Genomic DNA, 25,812 nt, shown 5'->3' on the forward strand with positions numbered 1-25,812 from the left:
AAAAGGGCTGGTTTTTTTTATGTGAAAATGAAACATTTTAAACACGTCCTCCGTAAAACAAGTATCAACAAATGAGGAGGAAAAACAATGACAAAGCATGCAATTGCTGCAAAGAGCCTATTGAAAAAATGGATCATTTCCAGGCCGCTTAACACGCAAAAGAAATCCAGCCCATTTCAAAAAATCAGAAAAATGTTCAAACGCTTCTTCTGACCAGTCATCCAAATCCCCAAAACAAAATCCGCATTCTCTCGTACCGCCCAAATGCTCCGTAATTTGGGTTTTTTGTGTTCAATTCCGCAAAATAGGGTATAAACTAATCAAGAAAGATAACGGCATCCAAAAACAGGTAATTTGAATTACTTTAATTTAGGTTAAAAGTTATATAAAGGAATTCATTTTAACGTCGATAGTAACTATAGAACCAATAACCAATAAGAACAATCACCATAATGCAAGACTATTTTCAGGTCATCAGGTTAGACTGTTTTTGAGGGGCAGTTATTTATTTTTATTTGATTTAGAATTTTTTGAATACTTTTTGACGTTTTATCCGTACAATAGAGAGTACCAAAACTTTTTTTGGGAGGTATGTAATATGATCCTATTTATTATCATCGCTTTATGCGGCTATCTTCTTTTTTCTTTCAGCAGGGACAATCGCCGCAAACCGCAAAAGACAAGCCCTCTTCCAGCAGCCGCATCTCATCACAACAACCTAATCGACCTTGACGCTATCCGCCAAAAACGCCGGATGCATCTTTCCTAATTCTATATTTCAAACGAAAAGGCTGCGGAATGACGCAGCCTTTTAAAATTGTGTTGAGATAGAGCCTGAAACCTTTTTATCCTCTATCCGTAATTTCATACAAGGCAAATCCAAAAGGAGACTTCTGAAATGATCGAGTTATTTATGAAACAAAAAATGTTCTCATTTAAAGATGCATTCCACATTTATGACCGGGATGAACAAGAAATCTTCAAGGTAGAGGGGCGTTTTTTCTCGTTAGGGGACTCATTACAAATGATAGATTCATCCGGGAAAACGCTCGTTTCCATAGAACAAAAACTCATGTCTTTATTGCCGCGCTATGAGATTTCAATTGGTGGGAAAACAGTTTGTGAGGTAACGAAGAAAGTAACGTTTTTCAAACCGAAATTTGTGATTTCCGGCCTTAACTGGGAAATCGATGGTGACTTATGGAGGGATGAATTCCAGCTGACGGACGGGGAAAATGTCCGGATGTCAGTGAGCAAAAAGTGGCTCAGCTGGGGTGATTCCTATCATTTACAGATTGCAAACGAGGAAGATGTTCTGATTTGCACTGCCATTGCTATCGTGCTTGATATGGTTTTATATAACGATGAAGATGAAAGTATTTTCTAAAAAGCATTGACAATTGATCCAAAAGTAATAATATTAAGATAATTGAAATTTAAATATGAAGTTGTACCTTATCAAGAGAGGTGGAGGGACTGGCCCTATGATACCCGGCAACCGCTGTTTCAAACAGAATGGTGCTAAATCCTTAAGAACATTGCGTTCTTGCAGATGAGGCGGAGATTTGATCGTTCAAGCTCTTCCTTACACAAAGGAAGAGCTTTTTACATGCTCAATAATTCAGAAAGAGGCGAATAACATGGCCCAACAAACGAATGTTACAGGACAAAAAACAGAAAAACAACGCAAAGCACCTTTCCGCGCCGATCACGTCGGCAGTTTGCTTCGTTCCGCTACGGTGAAGGAAGCCCGGCAAAAAAAAGCGGCAGGTGAGATAACAGCGGAACAGCTTCGTGATATCGAAAATCAAGAAATCACCCGCATCGTGGAAAAACAAAAAGAAATCGGTCTTGAAGTTGTAACAGACGGGGAATTCCGCCGTTCCTGGTGGCATTATGACTTCCTGGAAGGACTTGACGGTGTGGAGCCGTTCATCCCGGCTGAGGGGATTCAGTTCCATAACGCAAAAACGAAAGCGCGCAGCATCAAAGTGACGGGAAAACTCGATTTTACGAGCCACCCAGCACTAGCTGATTATCAATTTTTACATGAAGTTGCCAGTGGCGCGACACCAAAGCTGACGATTCCAAGCCCGAATATGCTGTTTTTTGGCGAAAAGGCGGATAAAGGCATTTATGACGATCAAGAGGAATATTTTCATGATTTGGCCCAAGCGTACAAAAAGGCAATCAAAGCCTTCTATGATGTTGGCTGCCGTTATATCCAGCTTGATGATACGTCATGGTCTCTCTTCTTTGAGGAAAAAGGCAGAGAGGTTGTCCGGGCGCTCGGAGGCGATCCAGAAACATTGCCCGCCTTGTTTGCCAAAACGATTAACGATGCAGTGGCAGACCGGCCTGATGATTTAACGATCACAATGCACATTTGCCGCGGCAACTTCCGCTCAACCTGGGCGGCATCGGGAGGGTACGACGCTGTAGCGGAAACGATTTTGGACGGCTTAAACCTTGACGGCCTGTTCTTGGAATACGATGATGACCGCTCCGGAAACTTCGATCCGCTCCGTTTTGTGAAACGCAAGGATCTGCAAATCGTGCTTGGCTTGATCACATCGAAATACGGCGAGCTTGAAAATCCAGAGGATGTGAAACGCCGTATCAATGAAGCGGCGCGTTTTGTCAGCTTGGATCAGCTGTGCCTCAGCCCGCAGTGCGGTTTCGCCTCTACAGAAGAAGGCAACCTTTTGACAGAGGAACAGCAATGGGCCAAGCTTCGCCATGTCATCGACATCGCCAACGATGTGTGGAGATAATCTATCATTGACAGAAATAGAAAATATGTGAATAATAGATACTATCAGAAAATTTCATAAAAAGGTTTTCCTTATCAAGAGAGGTGGAGGGACTGGCCCTGCGATACCCGGCAACCGCTGTTTAACAGAATGGTGCTAAATCCTTTAGAGCAATGATTGCTCTTGAAGATAAGGTTGAGATTGTCACGCAAGCTCTTCCTTATCCAAAGGAAGAGCTTTTTTATATTTGAATGGAAAGAAGGAATGGACAACATGTCACAACAAACAACACCCGCAGAACAAAAATCACTTCAAAGAAAAAAACCGCCGTTTCGCGCGGATCAAGTCGGAAGCCTGCTGAGATCTGAGCTCGTCAAAAAAGCGCGGCTGCAAAAAGCGGCCGGCGATATTACGGCTGAGCAGCTTCGCCAGATCGAAAACGATGAAATCATCCGCATTGTGGAAAAACAGAAGGAAATCGGCCTGAACGTCGTGACAGACGGTGAATTCCGCAGAGCGTGGTGGCACTTTGATTTCCTTGAAAACTTAGATGGCGTTGAGCCGTTTACTCCTGAGCACGGAATCCAATTCCATAACGTACAGACAAAAGCACGCGGCATTAAAGTCACAGGTGATATCGATTTTTCAACTCATCCAATGCTTGAAGATTATTCATTTCTCCATAGCATTGCCGGTGACGCGACGCCAAAAATGGCGATTCCAAGCCCGAATATGCTGTTTTTCCGCGGAAAACTGGAAAAGGATGCGTATAAAAACGACTATCACCTTTTCCAGCATGATGTATCCAAAGCATATAAAAAAGCGATTCAAGCGTTTTATGACAGAGGCTGCCGCTACCTCCAGCTGGATGATACGGCATGGGCCGTTTTCTTATCAGAAAAAGGCTTAAAACAAATCGAAGCGTTCGGAACAACGCCTGACGAGCTTCGCCAGCTGTTTGCGAAATCCATTAATGACGCGATTGCAGACCGTCCGGATGACTTGACGGTAACCATGCATATTTGCCGCGGCAACTTCCAGTCCACTTGGACAGCAGAAGGCGGCTATGACGCAGCAGCCGAAACCATTTTTGACGGCTTGAATCTTGACGGCCTTTTCTTAGAGTATGATGATTCGCGCTCAGGCGGATTTGAGCCGCTCCGTTATGTAAAACGGTCTGATCTTCAGCTTGTTCTTGGTTTAGTGACATCTAAATTCGGTGAGCTTGAACATCCGGATGACGTGAAACGCCGTATCGAAGAAGCGTCCCGTTATGTCAGCTTAGACCAGCTTTGCCTCAGCCCTCAATGCGGATTCGCTTCAACTGAGGAAGGGAACAAGCTGACTGAAGAACAGCAATGGGCGAAGCTCCGCCATGTGGTTGAGATCGCGAATGATGTTTGGAAATAAGCAAAGAAAAACACACTTGATTCCATTCGGAGCAAGTGTGTTTTTCTGTCATTGTGCGGTGTAGCCCCCATCAAGAACGACAGCCTGCCCAGTGACGCCCTTCGCCTTCTCGCTTGCTAAAAACACGGCATAATCCGCAATTTCCTTGACGGAAAGAAGCCGTTTTTGCGGCACAAGCGGAAAAATGACCTCTTCAAGTACCGAGTCGTAAGGGACATTTCTTGCTTTTGATAGATCGCTAAGCTGATTGCGGACAAGCTGGGTATCGACATAACCCGGACAGAGCGCATTGACTGTAATGCCGTGGGGCGCGCCTTCCAGCGCCCCTACTTTTGTAAGTCCAATGACGCCATGCTTGGCGCTATTATAAGCGGATTTTCCCGCAAAGCCGACTAAGCCATTAACAGACGCGATATTAATGATTCTGCCATACTGCTGTTTTTTCATGATCGGAAAAACATGCTTCATTGCAATAAAGGGCGCCGTCAGCATAACCTTGATCAGCAGTTCAAAGGTTTCTGTCGGAAACTCTTCAATCGGGGCGACGTGCTGTATACCGGCATTGTTCACCAAAATATCCAAGCGGCCGTATCGTTTTTGGATGGTGTCCACCATATCAGCAACTTGCGCTTCCTTTGTCACATCACACGAAATGGCCGCCGCGTCAAAGCCTTCTTCTGCAAGCTTGGTGGCTGCTTTTTCGCATGCTTCCTGACGGAGGTCTGAAACGATGACGCTGGCGCCTTCACGGGCGAATTCTCTTGCCATTTCGAATCCGATTCCGCCGGCAGCCCCAGTCACCAAGGCGACTTGTTTTCTCATGTCAAACACCTTCCCATTAAGAATTGAGTACAGACTGGCTTACAGCGAAATTCGCTTCTGTTTTTTCATAAACCTCTTCAATTGTGACGCCATCCTGAAGCTCCGTCAGTGTCATGCGGCCGTTCACAAAATCAAAAACAGCCAAATCCGTAATCAGCCTGTGCACGACTTTCTGGCCTGTCAACGGAAGAGAGCATGTTTTTTTCACCTTTGATTCACCATGCTTATTGACATGCTCCATGATGACAACGATTCGTTTCGCCCCGTTGACGAGATCCATGGCGCCGCCCATCCCTTTTACCATTTTGCCCGGGATCATCCAATTGGCCAAATCACCCTGCTCCGAGACCTCCATTCCGCCAAGGATAGCCAAATCGATATGCCCGCCTCTTATCATCGCGAATGACTCAGCGCTGTCAAAATAAGAAGCGCCCGTCACTTCGGTAATTGTTTCCTTCCCCGCATTGATCAAATCCGCGTCTTCCGTCCCTTCCAAAGGATAGGGGCCGATTCCGAGCAAGCCGTTTTCCGACTGAAGCATGACGTGAACGCCATCGGGTATCTCATTTGCGACAAGCGTCGGCATTCCAATCCCGAGATTCACATTCATGCCGTCCTTGATTTCTTGTACAGCCCGTTTGACCATTCGTTTTCTCGCTTCCTTCACTTCGCCTCACCCTTTCCCGATGCTTGCTGAACTGTTCGCTTTTCAATCCGTTTTTCTTGACTCGTGCCAAGCACGACATGCTGAACGTAAATTCCCGGCGTATGGATATGATCTGGATCGAGCTCTCCCGCTTCCACGATTTCTTCCGCCTCGGCAATCGTGATCTTGCCTGCCATGGCGGCAACAGGATTGAAATTTCTCGCCGTTTTCCGAAAAACCAAATTGCCCATGGTGTCCGCTTTCCACGCTTTGACGATCGCCACATCGCCGGTAATGCCTCGCTCCAGCACATATGTCCGGCCGCCGAATGTTTTATGTTCTTTTCCCTCAGCTATGGTTGTGCCGACGCCTGTCGCCGTATAAAATCCCGGTATGCCCGCACCGCCTGCACGAATTCTCTCGGCGAGCGTTCCTTGGGGAACAAGCTCGACCTCAAGCTCTCCGCTTAAAAACTGTCGCTCAAAAATTTTATTTTCACCGACATAGGATGCGATCATTTTCTTGATTTGCCTATTAGCCAAAAGCAAACCGAGCCCCCAGTCATCGACTCCGCAATTGTTGCTGACAACGGTTAAATCCTTTACTCCTCGATCTCTTATCGACAAAATGAGCTGTTCAGGAATGCCGCACAGCCCAAACCCTCCCGCAATCAGCGTATCTCCATCATGAATCAAATTCGCAGCTTCTTTACTAGATGACAACACTTTTCCCATATTGATGCCCCTTTCGTTTTCTCTTACACTAGGCCGGTCAGGCTGTAAATCGCGATCACAGCAAATACGGCAGCCGTTTTGATGAGCGTGATCGCAAAAATATCGCGATACGATTGCCTGTGAGTCAGTCCCGTCACAGCCAGAAGCGTAATGACGGCGCCATTATGCGGCAGTGTGTCCATCCCGCCTGACGCCATTGAAATGACTCGATGCATCACCTCCGGCGGAATATTGTAAGCCTGAATCGCCTGTAAGTATTGCTCTGACATCGCGCTTAGCGCAATGCCCATGCCACCTGAAGCCGAGCCGGTGATTCCCGCCAGCGCAGTTGTCGTAACAGCGCCATTGACAAGCGGATCGGTAAAAGTATGAGAAATTCCGCTGCTCAGCTTATGAAATCCCGGCAGCGCGGCGATAATGCCGCCGAACCCATACTCGGCACCCGTATTCATAGATGCCAGCAAGGCTCCGCCGATCCCTTCATTCAGCCCTTCCTTCATTTGAGCAAACACGCTTCTCCAATCAAATAAAATCGTTGTGATGATGCCGATCACTAAAGCAATCTCCACCGACCAAATGGCAGCGGCTGAAGAAATATCAAGCCTGCCGAACTCCTTTAATCCTATGGAGGAAAAATCAAATCCATTCGGATACCACTTTGGCAGGTAAATGGTGAAGCATTTATTCACTGCACCGACAAGAATAAGCGGGACAAAGGCAAGTGCATCCCGAATCGGGCTTTTGTCCGGTTTAGCACGGGACTCAGTCGATTCAGGCGCAACATTCAGCGAATCAAAACCGCCATAACCCTCGCCAGATGCCTGCGCTTTTTTCCGCCTTGATTCCAAATAGAGCATCCCAGCTGCCAGCACAATGACTGCTCCCATCAAACCCAGCCAAGGGGCGGCATAAATGTCTGTTTTGAAAAACGCCGTCGGAATGACATTTTGGATTTGCGGCGTTCCCGGAAGCGCGTCCATCGTAAACGTAAAAGCCCCTAAAGCAATCGTTCCCGGGATGAGGCGTTTCGGTATGTTTGCTTCTTGGAACATGTTTTTCGCAAAAGGATATACGGCAAATACGACAACAAACAGGCTGACACCGCTGTACGTCAAGACAGCGCCCATCAGCACAATGGCAAGTATCGCTCTTTTTGCCCCGACAAGCCTGACAATCGTTTTCGCGATCGATGCCGCAAGTCCGGCCATTTCAACGACCTTTCCAAAAATCGCACCGAGCAAAAACACTGGGAAATACAGCTTAATAAAACCCGCCATCTTCTCCATAAAAATTGATGAGAAAAAAGGCAGCACATGGCTTGGGTCTGTCAGCAGCACCGCGAATAACGCGCAAATCGGCGCAAACAATATGACAGAAAATCCCCGATACGCCGTAAACATCAGCAAACCTAATGCCAATAGAATGATGATCAGTTCCACACACATCCCCCGTTTCCGCGAACTAGAAAGCGTTTACATAAACCTGTCCGCATCGGCTGTTTCCGTCCCCTTTCCATATGTACGAGAAGTGTGGGCCAACTATTCCGATTAAAAAAGGAAAGCCCCTTTTCTCGGAGCTTTCCTCTGCCATTCATTTCATTCCTATTAGGATATCAACATCAACCGTAATATCGGCTGATTTCATCTCTTTCAGCAGGCTGACTCGGTCTTTCGGCGCCGACCAGGCAAGCGGCGTCATCTTGAGAAGCCAGTGGATCGCCTGCCGGTCAAGCGTTTTGATATAGCGGAGCCTGACAGGACGGCTGTGCGCCGCATGTGCTGTAAAACGCTCAACAGCTGCCGCATTAGAGTACGTACGCCTCGGTGAATCAGTATATAAAAATTGCCGTAATTCTAGTAAATAATCGCTTCGCGGCACTACTTTTATGAGCATGCCATCATCCTTCAGCAGTCTATGAAACTCTGCATAATTAGATGGCGAAAAAATAGACAGAACAACATCAAATTGGCGATCATGAAATGGAGCACGTGCCACATCGGCAACCGCCCACATTTGATCTTTGAATGCCTTAGAAGCTTTTACAATCCCATCCTTCGAAAGATCGATGCCGATTCCCATCGCTGCTTTCCCTGCATAATCAAACCCGCAAAGCGCATTCAAATGAGAACCCTCACCGCAACCGCTGTCCAGGATGGTGAATGCCTCTTGACCGGATTTGGGATGGCTGATGAGTTCTGCTATCGTATCATGGAGCGGCTCAAAAAAACCACATTCTCCAATCAGCCTGCTTCTCGCTTCAAAAAGCTCGGCACCGTAACCGGATTTGACCGGCTTCGTCAGGAAGTTCACGTAGCCGTGCCGAGATAAATCAAATGTATGCCGCCGTTCTGTACAAATCAAGCTTTTTCCTGATGCCGCATCCATGGAAGAACCGCAGAGCGGACATCGAAACAAGCTGAAATCAACGGTTTGCTTCATGATAAAAAACACCTCATTCATTCATTTTTAGATAAATGAAAAAGGCATAGACAAATAAACCTAGGCCTATCTCAAAAATTGGCCAGGTCTGGCAGTTTGTCTACACCTGTCATTATCTATAACGAATGAATTGGATAATCATGAAAAAAACTCCCTTTTTGCTGTATGGGTTTCCCCCCTCCTATCATACAACAATTATCCAGAAACCGGAATGAGATGTTCAACGACTGCTTGTTTTCCAAAGTCATCCTGATTCAGAAAATGAAGTAATGCGTCTGCGGTTTCTTCAGGAGACTGTAATTTCCCCGCTTTCTCTAACTGAATGAATTCATCAACATAAGGAAAATCTTCTTTGCGGACGGAGCGGATTTCAGTTTGCAGCCGAGTGTCCACCACCCCGGGATAAACCGCTGCGATTTTCACTGGATTCCGCTGATTCTCCTGTTCTAAATTGATGCTTTTCGTAAAGGAATCCAGCCCCGCTTTTGACGTGCTGTAACAGCTTTGTGAGGGCATTAAATATTTGGCAGAGGCTGACGAGATATTCATGATTCGCTTATCCGTTTCGATGTGCTTCGTGTGCTGCACAAAATGGGAGGTCATAACCATCGGAGCAATTAAATTGATCTGCATATGCCGGGCAATATCCTCCGCTTTATTATGTTCTATCGGCGCCACAGGTGACAGCACGCCGGCATTATTGATCAAATAAATGCCTTCCGGATGCGGATCTCGTTTGATATGTGCAAACAAATTTTGAAAGAATGCTTCAATTTTGTGGGTCTCTTTGAGGTCGAACGAGTAATATTGCATGTGGTTGTCCTGATCTATCAGGTTTTGATTAGGACGTCTTGATATACAATACAGCCGATGGTTAGAATCGATGAGCTTTTGGACTAAGGCTTCTCCAATTCCTCTTGACGTGCCCGTAATGATAATATGCTTCATTATTTTTCCCCTCCTGATTCTTCAATCATCATATCAACATAGCAATCCAGCATGTTTTTCCTTTATTTTCTCATTTCAGAATATAAATTTTATTATTGTGAAAATAGTTAAAAAGGTTGATTTTCAAAAAGTGAAAGGATAAAATACTGCTATCATCTTAGAAAAAGACATTCTTGTATATGATCAGTAATATGGTCTGATTGTTTCTACCTAGTAACCGTAAAAAACTAGACTACAAGAAAGTTTGAATAAATTTGAACGAGTTGAAAAGGACAAGTTCTTTTCTGTTTGCTCTTATTTTTCACACTTTCTGCACTTCCAGAATTTGTGAAGGATAAGAGCTTTTTTTGTTTCCATAATAACCCTCATAGGAGTTGCTATCATGTACTTTTTACTAAACCTTGTCGGTCTCATTGTGATTATGGCAGTTGTATTCCTATGTTCTCCGCAGAAAAAGAAAATCAAGTGGCGCCCGATCATGACATTAATTGTTCTGGAATTGCTGATTACTTGGTTTATGCTGGGAACAAAAGTCGGAAGCTGGGCCATCGGTAAAATTGGTGATTTCTTCACTTGGCTGATTGCTTGCGCCAGTGACGGTATCGCGTTTGCCTTTCCGTCAGTGATGGCGAATGAAACAGTAGACTTTTTCTTTAGTGCGCTTCTTCCAATTATCTTTATCGTCACATTCTTTGATATTCTAACATATTTCGGAATTTTGCCTTGGCTGATTGATAAAATCGGATGGGTGATTTCAAAGGCTTCCCGCTTGCCGAAATTAGAAAGCTTTTTCTCTATTCAAATGATGTTCCTGGGAAATACCGAGGCACTTGCGGTCATCCGCCAGCAGCTTACGGTATTAAATAACAACCGCCTGCTTACATTCGGTTTAATGAGCATGAGCAGCATCAGCGGCTCTATTATTGGATCTTACCTGTCAATGGTGCCGGCGACATACGTGTTTACAGCGATTCCTTTGAACTGCTTAAATGCGCTGATTATCGCAAACCTGCTGAATCCTGTTCACGTGCCGGAGGATGAAGATATCATCTATACACCGCCTAAAGAAGAAAAGAAAGACTTTTTCTCTACGATTTCTAACAGTATGCTTGTCGGCATGAACATGGTTATCGTAATCTTGGCCATGGTGATCGGATATGTCGCACTAACGTCAGCAGTGAATGGCATTCTTGGCGTTTTCGTACACGGCCTGACCATCCAGACGATTTTTGCTTATCTGTTCAGTCCGTTCGCATTCCTGCTTGGATTGCCAGTGCATGATGCGATGTATGTTGCTCAGTTGATGGGCATGAAATTGGCAACGAACGAGTTTGTTGCGATGCTTGACTTGAAAAACAATCTCAAATCCCTTCCGCCTCACACCGTTGCGGTGGCGACGACATTCCTGACGTCCTTCGCAAACTTCAGTACGGTCGGCATGATTTACGGCACGTATAACTCGATCCTTGACGGAGAAAAGTCAACGGTCATCGGGAGAAACGTGTGGAAGCTCCTCGTCAGCGGAATTGCGGTATCTTTATTAAGTGCTGCTATTGTCGGCCTGTTTGTGTGGTAGAAACATTGAGCCATATCCCTTTTCGGATATGGCTCTTTTGATTATTGATAAATAGAGGATGGAACCTGCACATCCCGAATTCCTGCTACATAAGGCCCCAAGTCATACTGGCCGAAGACGATGGCGATCCCGTTTGCCGTAAAGTAAAACATTGTGTTTTGGTTTAGGGTGATATCCTCTTTCTTTACATCAGGGAAAAACAGCTCATCGTGTTTTTTGATATAACTATACAGATAATCTCTCGTTTTGCTGACTTTTGTTTTGGTGTTCAGAATCTGATTCAGCGTCACGCGCTTTTGTGTGTTCAAGTCATAGTTGAAAGACTGAACAGACGTTAAACCATGGGCACCGCCTGAATAGATATAATTGAGCGTTTGAATGCTGAGCTTGCCCGCCGCATTGTACTTGACGCTGAAGGATGTTTGATATTCCGTTTTGAAGCCTTGTTGTTCACCTGCTTTTTTGTTTTTCAGGTATTCCTGATACGATTGTTCAATGTAGGCTTTCAGCTCTTGATTGATTTTCTTTTCAAAAGCGGCATTCCCGATGTGATGCACTTGTGGATACTTTAATTCCTTGATTTTTTTGTACGTATGGGTGCTGACAGTTGGTTTTTTCGTTTGAACTGCGTTTAAAGATGGGGCCGCATATGCAAATACGGAAAAAAGCAAGACTGCAATCCCCGCAGCTTTCAGTATGTTTTCCACTTCATTCGATCTCCTCCTTTGATGTCGCTGTTTATCATTCCCTTATTTAAGCAATTCACACTTTTATAGACTGATTAAGTCGAAAGAAGTTTCTAGGTCTAACAGCATGATTTTTCCCACTAAAAAAGAGACACAGAATGTCTCTTTTTTATCGCCCGGAAATCGCTTCATGAACGGCCTGTGCCAAATCTGTATTTCCAAACATCTCTAATACCGCAATGACAGTCTGGTCCGGAATGTGCTCTGCTTCGTGTTTTGGCACGACCAGATCGTCCATGGTTTTTTTCAAGCTTTCATTCAGCTTTTGCTGCGGATACGCTTTGACGTACAGCTCCATCGGATCAAGATCATTGTTCACGCACCATTGGGCAAACACCAAAATCATCATATTTTCATCGCGTTCGTAAGCTTCAGCTAGCTGTTTTTCGTTCATTTGCCATGCTCCTTATGAAAAGTATCTTCCTTAAAGATACAGGAGCCGGTCAAATTCGTCTATCCCAATGGCGATGAGCAGCAATCGCATCGATAAATGCCTTGCTGAAAGCGGTGTAGTCAGATTCATCTTCAGCCGTCACGATGCCTGGTCCCTCTGTTGTTCCGACAGAGGATTGAAGAAGGTCAATTCCTTCATTTGCCGCACCGATCGCCTTGTAGTGATTGTAAGCTTCCCTGATAAATGCCATCGCTTGTTTGTTGTCTTTTAACTCCGGCCCTCCTGCGGCATAGACGGCATCATACAGAACAGAGTCAACAGTCAGAAACGTGCCGCCGGCCTCAAGCTGCTGGCCGCTGCCGCTTGTCATATACCCTAGATTTTGACTGATGATATCCACTATGACTCCTTCATTCTTTAAAGCATCCAGCACTGTTTGCAGCTCTTTTTCATGAAATCCGTTTCCAGCAAGTACAGCGACTTTTCTTGTTGACGCGGTTTTCACTGTACGGGCCTGGCTTAACGCAGGCGAAGTAAGAATTTCTTTAGATGCTTTACGCTTCGCGGGCGCCGCCACGCCTACTCCTTTGGCGATTTCTTGCGCCAAATCTTCATCGACATTGCTGAAGACATCAACGACTTGCCGCTGGACGTCCTTGCTTTTGACCTTCCCGACCTCGAAGCAGAAAGCAGAAATGATGTGCTGCTTCTCCACTGGAGACATGCTGTTCCAGAACAGCTTCGCCTGTGAGTAATAATCGTTGAAGCTGTCGCTTCGCTGGCGGATTTTTTTGCCCTCGACTTTTTCCTGATAGTGGACGTATCCGCCTTCTTCAGCTGTCGCAGGCGACGGATCATTGTTTTGCAGAGAGTTTTTATGATAAGCGACAGGTCCCTTATTGATCGTCATCCGGTGATAGCCGTCGTACTGGTTGTTATGAAACGGACATACCGGCCGGTTAATCGGAAGCTCATGGAAGTTCGGGCCGCCAAGACGGATGAGCTGTGTATCTGTATAAGAGAAAAGCCGCCCCTGCAGAAGCGGGTCATTTGTAAAATCGATGCCCGGCACGACATTTCCAGGGTGGAATGCGACCTGTTCTGTTTCCGCAAACACATTATCCTGGTTGCGGTTCAGCGTCATTTTCCCAATGATTTTCACCGGCACGAGCTCTTCCGGCCACAGTTTGGTCGGGTCAAGAATATCAAAATCAAACTTGAATTCATCCTCTTCGTCAATCATCTGCACGCCAAGCTCGTATTCAACCGTGCCGCCGTTTTCAATCGTTTCCCACAGATCGCGGCGGTGGAAATCGGGATCTTTCCCGGCAATTTTTTGCGCTTCATCCCATACGAGAGAATGCACGCCGAGCACCGGTTTCCAATGGAATTTCACGAAACGCGCCTTCCCTTGCTCATTGACAAAACGGAACGTGTGGACGCCGAAGCCTTCCATCATTCTGTAGCTGCGCGGAATGCCTCTGTCTGACATCGTCCACATCACCATGTGAGCCGACTCAGGGTTATTGGCGACAAAATCCCAAAACGTATCGTGAGCAGTCGCAGCCTGAGGCATTTCATTGTGTGGCTCAGGCTTAAATGCGTGAACCAAATCCGGAAATTTGATCGCGTCCTGAATGAAAAACACCGGAATGTTATTACCCACAAGGTCATAATTTCCTTCTTCAGTATAAAACTTTGTCGCAAAGCCTCTGGCATCCCGCACCGTGTCTGCGGAGCCTTTAGAACCCGCAACCGTAGAGAAACGGACAAATACCGGTGTCTTCACTGAAGGGTCCTGAAGAAATTTGGCCCGTGTGTACTCGGTCATCGGCTCGTAAACCTGAAAAAAGCCATGCACGCCATACCCGCGCGCATGCACAACGCGCTCCGGAATCCTCTCATGGTCAAAGTGCGTCATTTTCTCCCGGAAGTGAAAATCCTCCATCAGCGTTGGACCGCGAACCCCGGCCTTTAACGAATGCTCATCCTCTGACACCCGCAAGCCTTGGTTTGTCGTCATTTTCTTCCCGCTGTTATCGGTCCTGTACTGTTCAAGCTGCTCGTCCTTTGAGTGTTCATTTACACGTTTATTTTGATCATTACTCATGTCTGTTCCCCCTTTTTAAAACGAAACATTCTACAGCACATTTACCCGTGGCGTCCTTCAGATAAACTGCCAATCCGCTCAATAGGATTTTAGGTCTACATATCAGGATGAGGTCATACACATTTGAAATAAGCCTTCTTTACAGAGAGAAAGGATGGAAGCGCTTACGAAAAAAGCTGTTGAATAGGGGAGGTCATATCATGCTTGCCATACTCGGTTTTGTGATGATGATTGTTTTTATGTACCTTATTATGTCTAACCGGCTTTCCGCACTTATTGCTTTGATTGTTGTTCCTGTTGTGTTTGCCCTGATCAGCGGATTTGGCAAAGATCTTGGCGAGATGATGATTCAGGGTGTTACAGACCTCGCTCCTACCGGGATTATGCTGTTATTCGCCATCCTGTATTTCGGCATTATGATCGACTCAGGCCTGTTTGATCCTCTCATTGCCAAAATCTTATCGTTTGTCAAAGGAGACCCGTTAAAAATCGCCGTAGGCACAGCGGTTCTGACCATGACCATTTCGCTGGACGGAGATGGGACAACAACCTATATGATTACGATTGCGGCGATGCTGCCACTGTACAAACGGCTCGGCATGAATCGTTTGGTGTTAGCGGGAATAGCGATGCTCGGTTCGGGGGTTATGAATATTATCCCGTGGGGCGGGCCGACTGCGAGGGTTTTGGCCTCCTTAAAATTGGACACGTCAGAGGTCTTCACGCCGCTGATTCCCGCTATGATCGCCGGCATTCTCTGGGTGATCGCCGTTGCTTATATCCTCGGAAAGAAAGAGCGGAAGCGGCTCGGCGTCATTTCGATTGATCACGCACCGTCTTCCGATCCAGAGGCTACGCCGCTGAAGCGTCCCGCTCTCCAATGGTTTAACCTGCTGCTGACTATCGCTCTGATGGCCGCTCTGATCACCAGCCTGCTGCCGCTCCCTGTTCTTTTTATGACCGCGTTCGCCATCGCCTTGATGATCAACTATCCAAATGTCAAAGAGCAGCAGAAACGAATCTCGGCGCATGCGGGTAACGCGTTAAACGTTGTCTCAATGGTGTTTGCGGCAGGGATATTCACAGGCATTCTCTCCGGCACAAAAATGGTGGATGCCATGGCGCATTCTCTCGTTTCACTCATCCCTGACGCTATGGGTCCGCACCTGCCGTTGATCACTGCGATCGTCAGCATGCCCTTCACCTTTTTCATGTCGAATGACGCCTTTTACTTCGGTGTCCTTCCCATCATCGCCGAAGCCGCTTCCGCTTACGGAATAGACGCCGCTGAAATCGGAAGGGCCTCCTTGCTGGGTCAGCCCGTGCATCTGCTCAGCCCGCTCGTGCCTTCCACCTATCTATTAGTCGGAATGGCAGGCGTCAGCTTTGGCGACCATCAAAAATTCACTATTAAATGGGCCGTGGGGACAACGATTGTGATGACGATTGCGGCGCTTTTGATCGGGATTATTTCGTTTTAATCAAAAAAGGATTTCCGCTGGCGGAAATCCTTTTCTGTACATTATTTTTTTGTATAGCGCACCCAGTCGTAATGAGCGTATAGCGGATTTACACCATTGTAGGAACCGAGCCAATCATCGACACCCGTGCCATTCCACAGGTTCATCATGATTTTTCCTGGCGTTGTCGGAATTTGGTTTGTTGCAGTATGTTTTAATTGCCCATCGACATACCATTTAATAGAGTTTGGCTGCCAATCGAACGCATACGTGTGATAGGCATTGGCTGCATCAAACCCGAGATCCACAATCTTTTCATGGTTTCCTGCACCATTTGTATAATAGTTAAATTGAACCTTTGTTGTGTCTTTTCCTAAAAATTCGATATCAATCTCATCCCAAGGGGTTCCATCTGTCGGACCTGTGTAAGTGAAGAACGATGAAACGATCCCTGTGTTTTTAGCTGGTTTCATTCTGACTTCATATAGTCCATAGCCATATGTTTGGACAGAGCGGTTTTCCCCGCAATCAAACTTGTTATAAGATGGACTTGTTAGCGCTAAACGCATTTCACCCAATGACGTTATTGATACGTTGTTAGCACGCCAAGTGCAGTTGAACATATTTCCATTTGAATAACCATCTGCTTTTTGCCAAAAGCCAGAGTTATAGCCGTTAAAAGGGTCAAAAAACGATCCACCTGTTTGAGCCGAGGCAGTAGAAGTGACTGCAAACAAACTCATAAACAATCCAGTGACAAGAATCAACAACACTCGTTTCAGATAAGGCATATTGGCATTCCCCTTTCATTGAAAGCGTTTTCTATGTTGATCTTACATGATTCTTTTAAAAGGGAACATCGGTCAAAATAATGATAATAACGAATCTTACTGATTGCTATGATCACCCTCCCTCTTTAAAAATAAAAACCTAAATTACCATTAGCCCAGACATAAATGATCCGCACTCATTGTAATTTAGGTTTTGCCTGCTTTATCAGTAACAATCCTACCATCATCATATTGAAATGTAAGAAAAAACGAACACACGAAAATAAAAATGTCAGCGCTCTCATTATGCTTGTTTGACTATCCTTTCTATGTGAATCGTTAAATACAACAGCTCGTCACTGGTGAGCTTGTGCTCATACTCCCGCTCAATGTAGGTTTGGATTTTCTTCGTGCAGTCATACGCCCGATGATACTTTTCTCTCACTGTCTCCAGCAAAAAATCATCCTGGCTTTCCATATGTGTACCGTTAAAAAGACGCTGTGCGAAAAACTTTAAGTGGGTGACGAACCGATAATAGTGAAGCGATTCTTCGTTAAATTCAATCTTAAAATGGTATTTTACAATACTCAAAATCTCTTGCATGACTTTTGTAATATTGATGATATTGGGCATCTCTTCGTTCAGCTCGGCATTAACAATATGCAGAGCAATAAAGCCTGCTTCATCCTCTGGCAGAGACACGCCAGTCTTGTTTTTCACCATGGCCAACGCTTCTTTGCCAATGGCAAATTCGTCTTTGTACAGCCGTTTTGTTTCCCACAGCAAAGCGTTTTTGATATCAAGCCCTTTCTGATTGCGCTGGATGGCAAAGTTAATATGATCGGTCAGCGACACATAGATGCTGTCGTTGAGCTTTTTGCCGAGCTGTAATTTTGCGTAGCTGATAATCTCTTCGGATACTTCCATGCACTCGATCGGTATATCATACAAAAGGGTTTTAAATTTTTCTGATACATCCTTGTTATCGAGCGTAAACACCTTCTCAATGCGGGCTTCATCGACATCATCGCCGGACTTTTTCTGGAACGCGAGCCCCCTGCCCATGACAACCAACTCTTTTCCCTGTTCATTGACAACGCTGATCACATTATTGTTGATCACCTTCGCAATTTTCATGACATGTCCCTCCAATCAACTAAGAACAGGCTACATCTTGATTGTACATTCTTTTTGCACTAGGTCAATATCATCAGGGAAAGGCGGGAACCAGCTAGTACAATTCACTCAGTACCGGCTGTCCGGGCTGTTTTTGAAGCAGCGCCTCCAGGTGGCGTTCAAATAATGCCTTATCCGCTTTCTGCTTTTTGACAATGCTATTTATGATTTTGACGCTTTCAGCGCTGTATTGTGTATATTGTTTTTTCAGTTGATCCAGCTGCTGTCTTGTCGTCTTCGCGTTTTTCGGTGTGACTTGACTGATGAGGTTGATCATACGGCCTGTGATCTCAAAAAAAGCGGCTCTATTTTCTTTCAGCTGCTGAATTTCGCTGCGGATCATCTCTTGATTTCGCGTTTTTTCAAGCAAGGCGATCGCCTCGCTGTTTTGTTTTTTGAGCGATTTGCTTTCAATTTTAATCGATTCAAGGTTCTCTTTCGCAATGTCTGCTTCTTCTTCAGTCATGCTGCTTCGCACGAAGTATTCTGGATTGCCGATCCCATAATCAAATGCTTCGCTCACTTTGATCATGGAACTGAACACAATGGCCAGCTGCCTTTCGCTTGCAAGGGCTTGGAAATCCTGCTTTTTCTTACTGCTCATCGGTTTGGCTGCGGTTTGTTTTACTGTCTTTTGATCACAGTCTGCGAACGTTTGAGCCTCACCTTCACTTTCGCATGCGCTCATCACAAGAACTGTGACCAGCAGGCTTATACACAAGCCTATTCGCCTCATGCTCTGTCTCCTCTCTGCTGAAGCCTTCTGGAAAATACCATAAAATATAGTTAAATGGTACCAGATGCACCTAACCCCAGCAATAAATCAAAAGTATGATTTGAAGCGAAAAAACATAAATATTTTGTAAAAATTGACGTGCATTCCATTCTTTTCAGGCCCATTTCTCGTACAATAGAAGTATCGTTACCGGAGAGGGGCTCTGATGATGAAACGTTTTTCGAAACAAGAAAACAGCTGGGTGTTATATGACTGGGCAAATTCGGCTTACTCAATTGTCGTGACCACCGCGGTGTTTCCGTTATTTTATAAATCAGCGGCTGCGGAAAGCGGTGTCAGCGCCGCTCAATCGACTGCCTATCTGGGCTATACCATTGCGATTTCAACATTTATTCTTGCGATGCTCTGCCCTATTTTAGGCACAATCGCCGACTATGAAGGGTGCAAGAAAAAGTTCTTCGGTTTCTTTGTGTCTGCCGGTGTCGCCAGCACCGCGATGCTCGCCTTTATCCCTAGTGAACATTGGCTGCTATTGTTGCTGTTTTATACGATATCGGCTATCGGTTTTTCCGGCGCCAATGTGTTTTATGATGCCTTTCTCGTGGACGTCACGCCTGAGAAGCGGATGAATCTCGTCTCAGCACGGGGTTTTGGCTTAGGATACATTGGAAGCACGATTCCATTTATCATCAGCATTGCTGTCATCCTGCTCGCTCAAGCAGAAACAATTCCAATGTCTGTATCGGCTGCAAGCCAGCTGTCCTTTTTTATAACGGCTGCTTGGTGGGGGCTGTTCACCATCCCCATGATCAAACATGTCCATCAACGCTATTACATCAAAAGAGAACCTCATATTGTCATCAACAGCTTTAAGCGGCTCGGCCAAACGATGAAACGGATCAGGCAATACCGGGCACTGTTCCTCTTTTTACTCGCTTATTTCTTTTATATCGACGGTGTCGGCACGATTATTACGATGTCGACATCCTATGGATCAGATTTAGGGATCGGCTCCTCAAGCCTTCTGATCATCCTATTTGTCACCCAGGTCGTCGCCGCGCCGTTTTCGATTGTATACGGAAAACTGGCAGAACGCTTCACGGGGAAGACAATGCTGTACGTTGGGATCGTTATTTATATGATTGTCTGCGTGTACGCCTATTTTATGGAGACAACGCTTGATTTCTGGATACTGGCCATGCTTGTCGCCACCTCGCAGGGCGGTATTCAAGCCCTCAGCCGTTCCTATTTCGCCAAGCTTGTGCCAAAGCGCCACGCCAATGAATTCTTCGGTTTTTACAACATTTTCGGAAAATTCGCCTCAATTATGGGCCCGCTGCTCATTGCCGTGACCGCCCAGCTAACCGGGAAATCCTCGACTGCGGTGTTCAGCCTGATCATTCTGTTTGTAATTGGTATTGTGATTCTTGCCATTGTTCCGGAGGAGACCAGCGCTGATGTCAGCCAGCAGCAAAATGACCTGCCCCTTTAACTGGGAGCAGGTCATTCATCATTTATTCGCTTTATTTACCTTGAGCTTTTTCCCTTTGACGGTTGTGTTCTTCATCACTTGGAGAACATGAGGGCCTTTCCCATTTAAAATCTCAACGTATGAGGCGTTATCCATAATCGTGATGATGCCGATGTCATCAGCTGACACACCATCAATTTTGGCAATCGTTCCTACAAAATCAACGGCTCTGATTTTCTTTTTCTTTCCGCCGTTAAAATACAGCTTCATAATGTCTTTATTCAGCTCTTCGCTTTTGTCCTTTTTGCTTTCCGGACGGTCATTCATTTTAGCTAGAAATTCAGGTTTCTTTCTAGCCACTTCCTCTTGAGAAGGGGCCTCCATTTTTTGAATCTCAAACCCGATATATTCTTCAATGTCGGCTAAAAACCGTTTTTCGAAGGCCGCGACAAACGAAATGGCCTTTCCTTTGTTCCCTGCGCGACCTGTCCGGCCTGTGCGGTGCACGTAGCTTTCCTTTTCAAGCGGCAGATCATAGTTGATGACAAGGGAAATATTTTCAATATCAATCCCGCGCGCAGCGACATCTGTCGCGACTAGGTAACGGTACTCGCCCCGTTTAAATTCATTCATGACGTCGAATCGGTCTTCCTGAATCATTCCGCCGTGAATTTTATCGCATGGATATCCTAAGTCATCCAATTCATCGGTCAGCTGATTGACGTGCTCTTTCGTTCGGCAGAAAATGATGCAGCTATCGGGATTCTCCATCATCAGCACATCTTTCAGCAATGAAAATTTATTCTCTTCTCTTACTTGAATCACTGCATGTTCAATATTCCTTGTGGTTAGGCCGGCCGCTTTGATTTCGATATGCTCCGGGTTTTGCATATATTGACGGCTCAGCTTCTCGATATCCTGCGGCAGCGTTGCCGAAAACAGCATCGTCGTGCGCTCAGTCGGCAGATGCTTGATAATCGCCTCGACCTGCTCGATGAAGCCCATATTCAGCATCTCATCCGCTTCATCAATGACCAAATAAGAGAGACGATCCAATGGCAGCGTGCCTTTTTCAATATGATCCAGAACACGTCCCGGCGTGCCGACAACAATGTGGCTTTTTTGCTTAAGCTCAGCTTTTTGTTTATCAAAGGAGGATTTTCCAAATACGGCTGTCGCTTTGATTCGTTTAAACCGTCCGATGTTCGTGATATCTTCCTTTACTTGCACCGCAAGCTCACGGGTTGGAGTTAAAATAAGCGCCTGCGGCTTGTTTTCATCCCAATCCGCCAGCTCACAGAGAGGAATCCCGAACGAAGCCGTTTTCCCGCTTCCCGTCTGTGATTTGACGACTAGATCCTTTCGTTCAAGGGCAGCCGGGATCACGCTCTGCTGCACCTTGGTCGGTTCTGTATATCCCAGTCCACCCAGTGCTCGTAAAATGTCATGACTGATTTGATAGTTTTTAAAATGACTCATGTATAAACTCCTGTCTCTTGCAGATGTTCTCATTATACTCTAATTGACGAAGGCGTATGTGTTTTGTCGAAAAAATGACGTGTTAAAAGCCATCGATTCCCTGGTGTTTTAGCTCCTGAACAGCCAATCGCGCCAGTGCGTCGGCCCCCGTGCGGTTCGGATGCAGCGTATCTCCGTCCATATAAAGCGCGAGTGTTTTTTCCGGACCGATCGATGTAAAGTATGCCGAGCTGAGGACATTTAAGTCAATGAGGTATGTTTTTTCCTCTTCGGCCAAAGCCAAAATAGAGGCCCTGTACCATCTGTTGACAGACGAATGGATGCCTTCAGAAGTAAAATCGGTCGCCCTGCCCTGAGGCGTTGATAGGATGACGTCCGCTCCTTTCGCTTTCACCTGGCGGATCATATCACGCATCATCTCTTTAAACTCCGCTTCAGATTCATTATGCTTCGGATTTGTGTCATTAATGCCAAGCTGCAAGATAAAATAATCCCCCGGCTTGATGTACTTCAGGATCGCCTCAAGCTGTCCATCATTTCTGAATCCTCTCGCGATCTGTCCGCCAGACGCCATGTTTCTCACTTGAAAGGTGTGTTTATCGATATAGTGAGGCAGCATCTGCCCCCAGCCCGCCTGCTTGCTGCTGTTGAGCGGATAATAATTGCACACCGTCGAGTCGCCGCCGACATAAATGGTTCGTTTCGTCACCGGCTTATCAGACAGTTTCTTGATTTTCAGGGCACTGAGCGTAAAAGCGGTGCCTGTCTTTCCCTCTGTCACCAGCAGATTCAGCTGCCCGTCGGTGATAGGAATTTGGAACGTGTCCTCCGCGCCATCCCCTGTCATATTGATGACCTGAAACACGCCCGCCGCCGCCACACTGGCCCTTGCCGTATTGCCAAGCATCACCTTCACCTCGTAAAGGCCGTTCGGGAGATCCACTTGAAACGTGTTATTGCTTTTCGTCCCATACGCTAAAAATTGAACCGAATCACTCTTCACACCAGTTCCGGATGCCGCCACATCCTTCATATTCTCCGGTGTTTGAAATCCGTAGCCCTTTGACCGGTCATACCGATCAGACGCCCTGACACCAATATAACCAGGCTCAACTGAACCGTTTCCAAAGTCAAACTGATACACCTTCTGCTCCGCTGCCTTCACACTCTCATTCCCGTCAAAACACAGCATCAACATCATCACAAAAACCGCTGCCATCCATTTTTTCATCAAGACTCCCCCTCTATGAAAACGTATACATTAATGCATACTCGGTGATTGTTTCTTTATGATGGCTGAAGGGAGAAAAAAATGGCGTTGAGGAATAAAAATGAGGGGGGAGTCTCAAGAAGGGGAAAATCAGTGTGACTTCTTGTCACACTTGATCACATCCCAACCTCCGCAATAGAAGCTTATTTGGTCTTCTTCGTCATACACATAATAACGGAGTCTTTCCCATTGATCATCAGTCGGTTCAATCTCCAACTCAACCGCATCGATGGATTCAAGGTCATCCAGCCTCGATGCACTAATGTTTTCAAACCGCAATTGAATGTCACAGGTTTGAGCAGATAGTTTTAATTCAAACACAGGAATTTGAATATAACGATCATCTTCTTTCATATAGAAAGAAAACTCGTTTAATGTAAATGGACCTGTATCCTCATCAGAAAGATGCTTTTTCAATTTCTCGTATTGTGTGATATTCAAATGAATTCCCCCTATTCTTAGTTACCGCCAACCATATAGATGTCTACAGCATCGTATTCAAACCACATGATCCGTTCGCCTGAGTCCGTTAGACACTGGAGCTTCCCTTCTGAAAAATAACTTTTATCCGGTTGAGGATCAGTGATCAGAAAAACATCGTCATTGATGGAAGCTAGCAGAAAGAGATAACCTGCAATGTCACGGTCTGCTTTCTGTATTACGGATTCGAAACGGAATTCCCTTTTGGCCAGCTTCGTCACCTTGTAAGCATGACCTTCAAAATACTCGGACAGGTGTTCTATAAATGAACCAGTCGTTATTACCTGTATCATGATTCGATCGTAGGCAAGCCCTTCCCAAAAACGATAAAACGACTCTGCATCTTCAAGTTCACAAGACATAACAACTTGGCCAGACTTAAGATCGATCATGTCCAAATTGCCAATACTGCTTATAGAGGTTATTTCCATAAAATCTTCCCCTTATCAGTTGGATAGCGCCACGCATATCTCTTGTCTGACTTGTTCATACAAGAGAATGTGATGATACAGATCCTTATCGTTTTTGATCATATCCGAAAGTATGTCTGGATACAGCTCAAAAAAGGTTTTCTCCAACGAACGCCGCTGATGCCGGGGCATCCTTTTATTCGCCAGCACATAATCCAAACTGCCATCAACTAGCATAAAAAACTCATAGATGTCCGCTTCAAAGCCGTACAATTCATCAGGGTACGGCTTTTCTTCAAGCTCTCGCTGTCTTTTTTTCAGTTTTTGAAGCACGTTGATCCTCTCCTCACCCTATTCAACTTCCATCACCTCATATTGCCGGCAATAAAAACGGAACGTCTCCTCTTCCCATTCTTCCACAAGGTAGATGCCTTGCGGCTGCGATTCAATGCTGAGAAGGCAATCAGACATATCCGAAAGGGTTTCGATTTCTCGTATCGTAACGGCTGAAACGTCTTTGAATATGACAACAATCGTGCGTGAATGATAAACAGCTACTAGCTCAATCGTATAAATGGCACCAAGCACGTGATCTGTTTCCCGATAAAAACGCCATTTCTTGATATGCTGAAACAAAATAGGAGTAGCTCCTGAAATACTCAATTTTGATTCCTCCGTTGATAGCGTCTTTATACTCCATACTCACAGTAAGGCTTCAAATCAGGAAAAGCATCCTTCAACATTCTTTCTATGTTTTCATCGGTCACTGTAAATATAATATCTGTTGAATCAAAGAAACCGACTTCAAAAATACACTCTTTCACAGGAGAAACATAATCATCTACATAATAGTCAACATTCCCATCGACAAAAGGCACATTTGTTAGATTATAGGGTAACGTCTCTTTAGGTACAGCTGTTAAAGTAGAAAAAATCACATAAACCTTAAATTCATTTAATATTCGATGAAACTCCTCACCTGTGATAAAAAGATAGTCTTCACGCCCGCCAATGATATCGTTCCAATGATCTTTATCCTCGGATACATCCATCATATTCAAAATATCGCCAATGACCCAATGATACTCAGTGATAGGGAGAGGGAATTGTTTGAAAAAATCACTTAAAAGAAAAAGTTCAGAATTCGCATATTCCAGACAATACCTGCTCATATGTACCTCCCCACCAATAAAACCCTTTTTACAACTCATACTTGATCAATTCCTCCATCGAGGTTCCTTTGAAATATTGATAAAGAATATCCTCGATACTCAAATGACCAAATAGCCCAATCGGATTGCTAAACGTCTTCCCCCGCTTTTCATCAACCTCTATTAAATCACTCTCTGACGCTAATGAATCGTCTTGGCTAATGAGGTATTTTCCATCTTCATACATGACAAATGTTATAGCAGATTGATCAAATTTCCTCATCAAATCTATCGGCACCTTGGAAACAACCTTCCAACTTCCCTGAAGAAAGCCTGTATATCCTGTATTCGCAATAAAAAGGGTTCTTTGCTTTTCTGCCATCATGAGAGAAATGTCTTTTTTATTCAAGCGTTGATCTGTAAAAATATCAAAATACTGAATGAGAAGATCATCATTTTTATCTGTTGCTAAATCTCCTTTTACCACTAATGCATATGTAAACTGATTGATTTGCCGTAAAGGGATTTCAATGACAACACCAGGCCTAACTTCACTTAAAGTAGTTCTTTTTTTCATCTTTAGGTTGATATCGGTGACTTGTTTTCCTTCTAATTCTTTAAAAAGCGAATCGCCGTCTGAGTTTAATACCTGAAAGAGAGTATAAATAAATTCATTTAGAGTAGGCTTGCGATCCAATTGTTCCAGGAACACAGCGTGAAAATCTTCGATGGCGTCGTGACAAATATCCAAACCATCATCACTTACGAATATCTTTTTATTTTTATATTTCTCTTCCCAAAAGCCCATGTTCCACCTCCGTTTTTCAGAA

Annotated in this window: 27 protein-coding genes, 1 pseudogene and 3 riboswitches; of the genes and pseudogenes, 8 read left to right on the forward strand and 20 right to left on the reverse strand. The window is 45.1% G+C overall.

Annotation, left to right across the window (positions count from 1 at the left end; all coding sequences use genetic code 11):
* The first annotated feature begins 87 nt into the window (after window positions 1-87).
* The 5 genes from ACQXR1_RS14305 to ACQXR1_RS14325 all read left to right on the forward strand — a co-directional run bounded on the left by ACQXR1_RS14305 (window position 88) and on the right by ACQXR1_RS14325 (window position 4,163).
* Window positions 88-213: a hypothetical protein gene (locus ACQXR1_RS14305; protein ID WP_014665931.1), complete on the forward strand. Its 126-nt coding sequence runs from the start codon at window positions 88-90 to the stop codon at window positions 211-213.
* 277 nt (window positions 214-490) lie between these two features.
* Window positions 491-769 (forward strand): hypothetical protein, encoded by a 279-nt coding sequence (locus ACQXR1_RS14310; RefSeq protein WP_430772363.1) that lies wholly within the window; start codon window positions 491-493, stop codon window positions 767-769.
* Between the two features lie 129 nt (window positions 770-898).
* The gene (locus ACQXR1_RS14315; protein ID WP_430772364.1) at window positions 899-1,387 is read left to right on the forward strand and encodes an LURP-one-related/scramblase family protein; all 489 of its coding nucleotides are present in this window, start codon (window positions 899-901) and stop codon (window positions 1,385-1,387) included.
* Between the two features lie 65 nt (window positions 1,388-1,452).
* Window positions 1,453-1,559, forward strand: a riboswitch (SAM riboswitch).
* A gap of 81 nt (window positions 1,560-1,640) precedes the next feature.
* Window positions 1,641-2,774, forward strand: a complete 1,134-nt coding sequence (locus ACQXR1_RS14320; RefSeq protein ID WP_430772365.1) for a 5-methyltetrahydropteroyltriglutamate--homocysteine S-methyltransferase — start codon at window positions 1,641-1,643, stop codon at window positions 2,772-2,774.
* Window positions 2,775-2,842: 68 nt separating this feature from the next.
* A riboswitch (SAM riboswitch) is annotated at window positions 2,843-2,949 on the forward strand.
* A 77-nt stretch (window positions 2,950-3,026) separates the two neighbouring features.
* The gene (locus ACQXR1_RS14325; protein WP_430772366.1) at window positions 3,027-4,163 is read left to right on the forward strand and encodes a 5-methyltetrahydropteroyltriglutamate--homocysteine S-methyltransferase; all 1,137 of its coding nucleotides are present in this window, start codon (window positions 3,027-3,029) and stop codon (window positions 4,161-4,163) included.
* Window positions 4,164-4,211: 48 nt separating this feature from the next.
* Here ACQXR1_RS14325 and ACQXR1_RS14330 read toward each other — a convergent pair whose 3' ends face one another.
* The 6 genes from ACQXR1_RS14330 to ACQXR1_RS14355 all read right to left on the reverse strand — a co-directional run bounded on the left by ACQXR1_RS14330 (window position 4,212) and on the right by ACQXR1_RS14355 (window position 9,752).
* Window positions 4,212-4,985 (reverse strand): 3-hydroxybutyrate dehydrogenase, encoded by a 774-nt coding sequence (locus ACQXR1_RS14330; protein ID WP_151257504.1) that lies wholly within the window; start codon window positions 4,983-4,985, stop codon window positions 4,212-4,214.
* A gap of 16 nt (window positions 4,986-5,001) precedes the next feature.
* Window positions 5,002-5,652, reverse strand: coding sequence for a succinyl-CoA--3-ketoacid CoA transferase subunit B (locus ACQXR1_RS14335; protein WP_014665937.1), 651 nt, complete (start codon window positions 5,650-5,652; stop codon window positions 5,002-5,004).
* Window positions 5,649-6,365, reverse strand: coding sequence for a CoA transferase subunit A (locus ACQXR1_RS14340; protein WP_071582456.1), 717 nt, complete (start codon window positions 6,363-6,365; stop codon window positions 5,649-5,651). The genes ACQXR1_RS14335 and ACQXR1_RS14340 overlap by 4 nt, the downstream gene beginning before the upstream one ends.
* Window positions 6,366-6,388: 23 nt before the next feature.
* Window positions 6,389-7,804: a GntP family permease gene (locus ACQXR1_RS14345; protein WP_040082487.1), complete on the reverse strand. Its 1,416-nt coding sequence runs from the start codon at window positions 7,802-7,804 to the stop codon at window positions 6,389-6,391.
* A gap of 151 nt (window positions 7,805-7,955) precedes the next feature.
* On the reverse strand, window positions 7,956-8,804 hold the full coding sequence (locus tag ACQXR1_RS14350; RefSeq protein WP_306645709.1) for a methyltransferase domain-containing protein: 849 nt from the start codon (window positions 8,802-8,804) through the stop codon (window positions 7,956-7,958).
* Between the two features lie 195 nt (window positions 8,805-8,999).
* Complete coding sequence (locus ACQXR1_RS14355) at window positions 9,000-9,752, reverse strand: (S)-benzoin forming benzil reductase (protein WP_430772367.1); 753 nt, start codon at window positions 9,750-9,752, stop codon at window positions 9,000-9,002.
* A gap of 153 nt (window positions 9,753-9,905) precedes the next feature.
* A riboswitch (purine riboswitch) is annotated at window positions 9,906-10,007 on the forward strand.
* A gap of 127 nt (window positions 10,008-10,134) precedes the next feature.
* Here ACQXR1_RS14355 and ACQXR1_RS14360 point away from each other — a divergent pair.
* Window positions 10,135-11,328 (forward strand): NupC/NupG family nucleoside CNT transporter, encoded by a 1,194-nt coding sequence (locus ACQXR1_RS14360; RefSeq protein ID WP_014665943.1) that lies wholly within the window; start codon window positions 10,135-10,137, stop codon window positions 11,326-11,328.
* 41 nt (window positions 11,329-11,369) lie between these two features.
* Here the strand turns inward: ACQXR1_RS14360 and ACQXR1_RS14365 are convergent, their stop codons facing one another.
* From ACQXR1_RS14365 to ACQXR1_RS14375, 3 genes are all read right to left on the reverse strand, one after another.
* Window positions 11,370-12,035 (reverse strand): DUF3298 and DUF4163 domain-containing protein, encoded by a 666-nt coding sequence (locus tag ACQXR1_RS14365; protein ID WP_430772368.1) that lies wholly within the window; start codon window positions 12,033-12,035, stop codon window positions 11,370-11,372.
* Between the two features lie 148 nt (window positions 12,036-12,183).
* Window positions 12,184-12,468 carry a hypothetical protein gene (locus tag ACQXR1_RS14370; protein WP_306289337.1) on the reverse strand — a complete coding sequence of 95 codons (285 nt, stop codon included), beginning with the start codon at window positions 12,466-12,468 and terminating at the stop codon, window positions 12,184-12,186.
* Between the two features lie 49 nt (window positions 12,469-12,517).
* Entirely contained in the window at window positions 12,518-14,578 is a 2,061-nt protein-coding gene (locus tag ACQXR1_RS14375; RefSeq protein WP_430772369.1) for a catalase, read from the reverse strand.
* 200 nt (window positions 14,579-14,778) lie between these two features.
* Between ACQXR1_RS14375 and citH the strand changes: the two genes are divergently transcribed.
* Window positions 14,779-16,059 carry a citrate transporter CitH gene (gene citH, locus ACQXR1_RS14380; protein ID WP_306289335.1) on the forward strand — a complete coding sequence of 427 codons (1,281 nt, stop codon included), beginning with the start codon at window positions 14,779-14,781 and terminating at the stop codon, window positions 16,057-16,059.
* A 41-nt stretch (window positions 16,060-16,100) separates the two neighbouring features.
* Here the strand turns inward: citH and bglS are convergent, their stop codons facing one another.
* From bglS to ACQXR1_RS14395, 3 genes are all read right to left on the reverse strand, one after another.
* The gene (bglS, locus tag ACQXR1_RS14385) at window positions 16,101-16,829 is read right to left on the reverse strand and encodes a beta-glucanase (RefSeq protein ID WP_430772370.1); all 729 of its coding nucleotides are present in this window, start codon (window positions 16,827-16,829) and stop codon (window positions 16,101-16,103) included.
* A 283-nt stretch (window positions 16,830-17,112) separates the two neighbouring features.
* Window positions 17,113-17,946 (reverse strand): transcriptional antiterminator LicT, encoded by an 834-nt coding sequence (gene licT / locus ACQXR1_RS14390; RefSeq protein ID WP_069150604.1) that lies wholly within the window; start codon window positions 17,944-17,946, stop codon window positions 17,113-17,115.
* A 94-nt stretch (window positions 17,947-18,040) separates the two neighbouring features.
* The gene (locus ACQXR1_RS14395) at window positions 18,041-18,721 is read right to left on the reverse strand and encodes a hypothetical protein (RefSeq protein ID WP_430772371.1); all 681 of its coding nucleotides are present in this window, start codon (window positions 18,719-18,721) and stop codon (window positions 18,041-18,043) included.
* A gap of 205 nt (window positions 18,722-18,926) precedes the next feature.
* On the opposite strand from ACQXR1_RS14395, the gene ACQXR1_RS14400 reads away from it, so the two are divergent.
* Entirely contained in the window at window positions 18,927-20,213 is a 1,287-nt protein-coding gene (locus ACQXR1_RS14400; RefSeq protein ID WP_430772372.1) for an MFS transporter, read from the forward strand.
* An 18-nt stretch (window positions 20,214-20,231) separates the two neighbouring features.
* On the opposite strand, the gene dbpA is transcribed toward ACQXR1_RS14400, so the two are convergent.
* The 8 genes and pseudogenes from dbpA to ACQXR1_RS14440 form a co-directional block, all read right to left on the reverse strand.
* A complete protein-coding gene (gene dbpA, locus ACQXR1_RS14405; protein ID WP_430772373.1) occupies window positions 20,232-21,671 on the reverse strand; it encodes an ATP-dependent RNA helicase DbpA in 1,440 nt (479 codons plus the stop codon).
* Between the two features lie 82 nt (window positions 21,672-21,753).
* Complete coding sequence (locus ACQXR1_RS14410) at window positions 21,754-22,902, reverse strand: rhamnogalacturonan acetylesterase (RefSeq protein WP_430772374.1); 1,149 nt, start codon at window positions 22,900-22,902, stop codon at window positions 21,754-21,756.
* A gap of 351 nt (window positions 22,903-23,253) precedes the next feature.
* Window positions 23,254-23,382 (reverse strand): annotated as a pseudogene (locus ACQXR1_RS14415) (hypothetical protein); the annotation flags it as partial.
* A 17-nt stretch (window positions 23,383-23,399) separates the two neighbouring features.
* Entirely contained in the window at window positions 23,400-23,852 is a 453-nt protein-coding gene (locus ACQXR1_RS14420) for a hypothetical protein (protein ID WP_430772375.1), read from the reverse strand.
* Window positions 23,853-23,867: 15 nt separating this feature from the next.
* Entirely contained in the window at window positions 23,868-24,164 is a 297-nt protein-coding gene (locus ACQXR1_RS14425) for a YxiJ family protein (RefSeq protein ID WP_430772376.1), read from the reverse strand.
* Between the two features lie 18 nt (window positions 24,165-24,182).
* On the reverse strand, window positions 24,183-24,494 hold the full coding sequence (locus ACQXR1_RS14430; RefSeq protein ID WP_040081332.1) for a hypothetical protein: 312 nt from the start codon (window positions 24,492-24,494) through the stop codon (window positions 24,183-24,185).
* 26 nt (window positions 24,495-24,520) lie between these two features.
* Window positions 24,521-25,003 carry a hypothetical protein gene (locus tag ACQXR1_RS14435; RefSeq protein WP_069838397.1) on the reverse strand — a complete coding sequence of 161 codons (483 nt, stop codon included), beginning with the start codon at window positions 25,001-25,003 and terminating at the stop codon, window positions 24,521-24,523.
* Window positions 25,004-25,031: 28 nt separating this feature from the next.
* On the reverse strand, window positions 25,032-25,790 hold the full coding sequence (locus tag ACQXR1_RS14440) for a hypothetical protein (RefSeq protein ID WP_069838396.1): 759 nt from the start codon (window positions 25,788-25,790) through the stop codon (window positions 25,032-25,034).
* Window positions 25,791-25,812: the final 22 nt, after the last annotated feature.

The sequence above is a fragment of the Bacillus sp. ATD genome, from assembly GCF_050585765.1.
In the GTDB taxonomy this organism is placed as follows: Bacteria; Bacillota; Bacilli; order Bacillales; family Bacillaceae; genus Bacillus; species Bacillus stercoris.

What these genes read in the sequence shown, in the direction of transcription:
- ACQXR1_RS14315 (WP_430772364.1), top strand. Translation starts at nt 899, where the DNA reads ATGATCGAGTTATTTATGAAACAAAAAATGTTCTCATTTAAAGATGCA.
- ACQXR1_RS14360 (WP_014665943.1), top strand. Translation starts at nt 10,135, where the DNA reads ATGTACTTTTTACTAAACCTTGTCGGTCTCATTGTGATTATGGCAGTT.
- ACQXR1_RS14410 (WP_430772374.1), bottom strand. Translation starts at nt 22,902, where the DNA reads ATGAAAAAATGGATGGCAGCGGTTTTTGTGATGATGTTGATGCTGTGT.
- ACQXR1_RS14340 (WP_071582456.1), bottom strand. Translation starts at nt 6,365, where the DNA reads ATGGGAAAAGTGTTGTCATCTAGTAAAGAAGCTGCGAATTTGATTCAT.
- ACQXR1_RS14440 (WP_069838396.1), bottom strand. Translation starts at nt 25,790, where the DNA reads ATGGGCTTTTGGGAAGAGAAATATAAAAATAAAAAGATATTCGTAAGT.
- ACQXR1_RS14320 (WP_430772365.1), top strand. Translation starts at nt 1,641, where the DNA reads ATGGCCCAACAAACGAATGTTACAGGACAAAAAACAGAAAAACAACGC.
- ACQXR1_RS14375 (WP_430772369.1), bottom strand. Translation starts at nt 14,578, where the DNA reads ATGAGTAATGATCAAAATAAACGTGTAAATGAACACTCAAAGGACGAG.
- dbpA (WP_430772373.1), bottom strand. Translation starts at nt 21,671, where the DNA reads ATGAGTCATTTTAAAAACTATCAAATCAGTCATGACATTTTACGAGCA.
- ACQXR1_RS14400 (WP_430772372.1), top strand. Translation starts at nt 18,927, where the DNA reads ATGATGAAACGTTTTTCGAAACAAGAAAACAGCTGGGTGTTATATGAC.
- ACQXR1_RS14325 (WP_430772366.1), top strand. Translation starts at nt 3,027, where the DNA reads ATGTCACAACAAACAACACCCGCAGAACAAAAATCACTTCAAAGAAAA.
- licT (WP_069150604.1), bottom strand. Translation starts at nt 17,946, where the DNA reads ATGAAAATTGCGAAGGTGATCAACAATAATGTGATCAGCGTTGTCAAT.
- ACQXR1_RS14305 (WP_014665931.1), top strand. Translation starts at nt 88, where the DNA reads ATGACAAAGCATGCAATTGCTGCAAAGAGCCTATTGAAAAAATGGATC.
- ACQXR1_RS14355 (WP_430772367.1), bottom strand. Translation starts at nt 9,752, where the DNA reads ATGAAGCATATTATCATTACGGGCACGTCAAGAGGAATTGGAGAAGCC.
- citH (WP_306289335.1), top strand. Translation starts at nt 14,779, where the DNA reads ATGCTTGCCATACTCGGTTTTGTGATGATGATTGTTTTTATGTACCTT.
- ACQXR1_RS14370 (WP_306289337.1), bottom strand. Translation starts at nt 12,468, where the DNA reads ATGAACGAAAAACAGCTAGCTGAAGCTTACGAACGCGATGAAAATATG.
- bglS (WP_430772370.1), bottom strand. Translation starts at nt 16,829, where the DNA reads ATGCCTTATCTGAAACGAGTGTTGTTGATTCTTGTCACTGGATTGTTT.
- ACQXR1_RS14395 (WP_430772371.1), bottom strand. Translation starts at nt 18,721, where the DNA reads ATGAGGCGAATAGGCTTGTGTATAAGCCTGCTGGTCACAGTTCTTGTG.
- ACQXR1_RS14420 (WP_430772375.1), bottom strand. Translation starts at nt 23,852, where the DNA reads ATGGAAATAACCTCTATAAGCAGTATTGGCAATTTGGACATGATCGAT.
- ACQXR1_RS14435 (WP_069838397.1), bottom strand. Translation starts at nt 25,003, where the DNA reads ATGAGCAGGTATTGTCTGGAATATGCGAATTCTGAACTTTTTCTTTTA.
- ACQXR1_RS14330 (WP_151257504.1), bottom strand. Translation starts at nt 4,985, where the DNA reads ATGAGAAAACAAGTCGCCTTGGTGACTGGGGCTGCCGGCGGAATCGGA.
- ACQXR1_RS14350 (WP_306645709.1), bottom strand. Translation starts at nt 8,804, where the DNA reads ATGAAGCAAACCGTTGATTTCAGCTTGTTTCGATGTCCGCTCTGCGGT.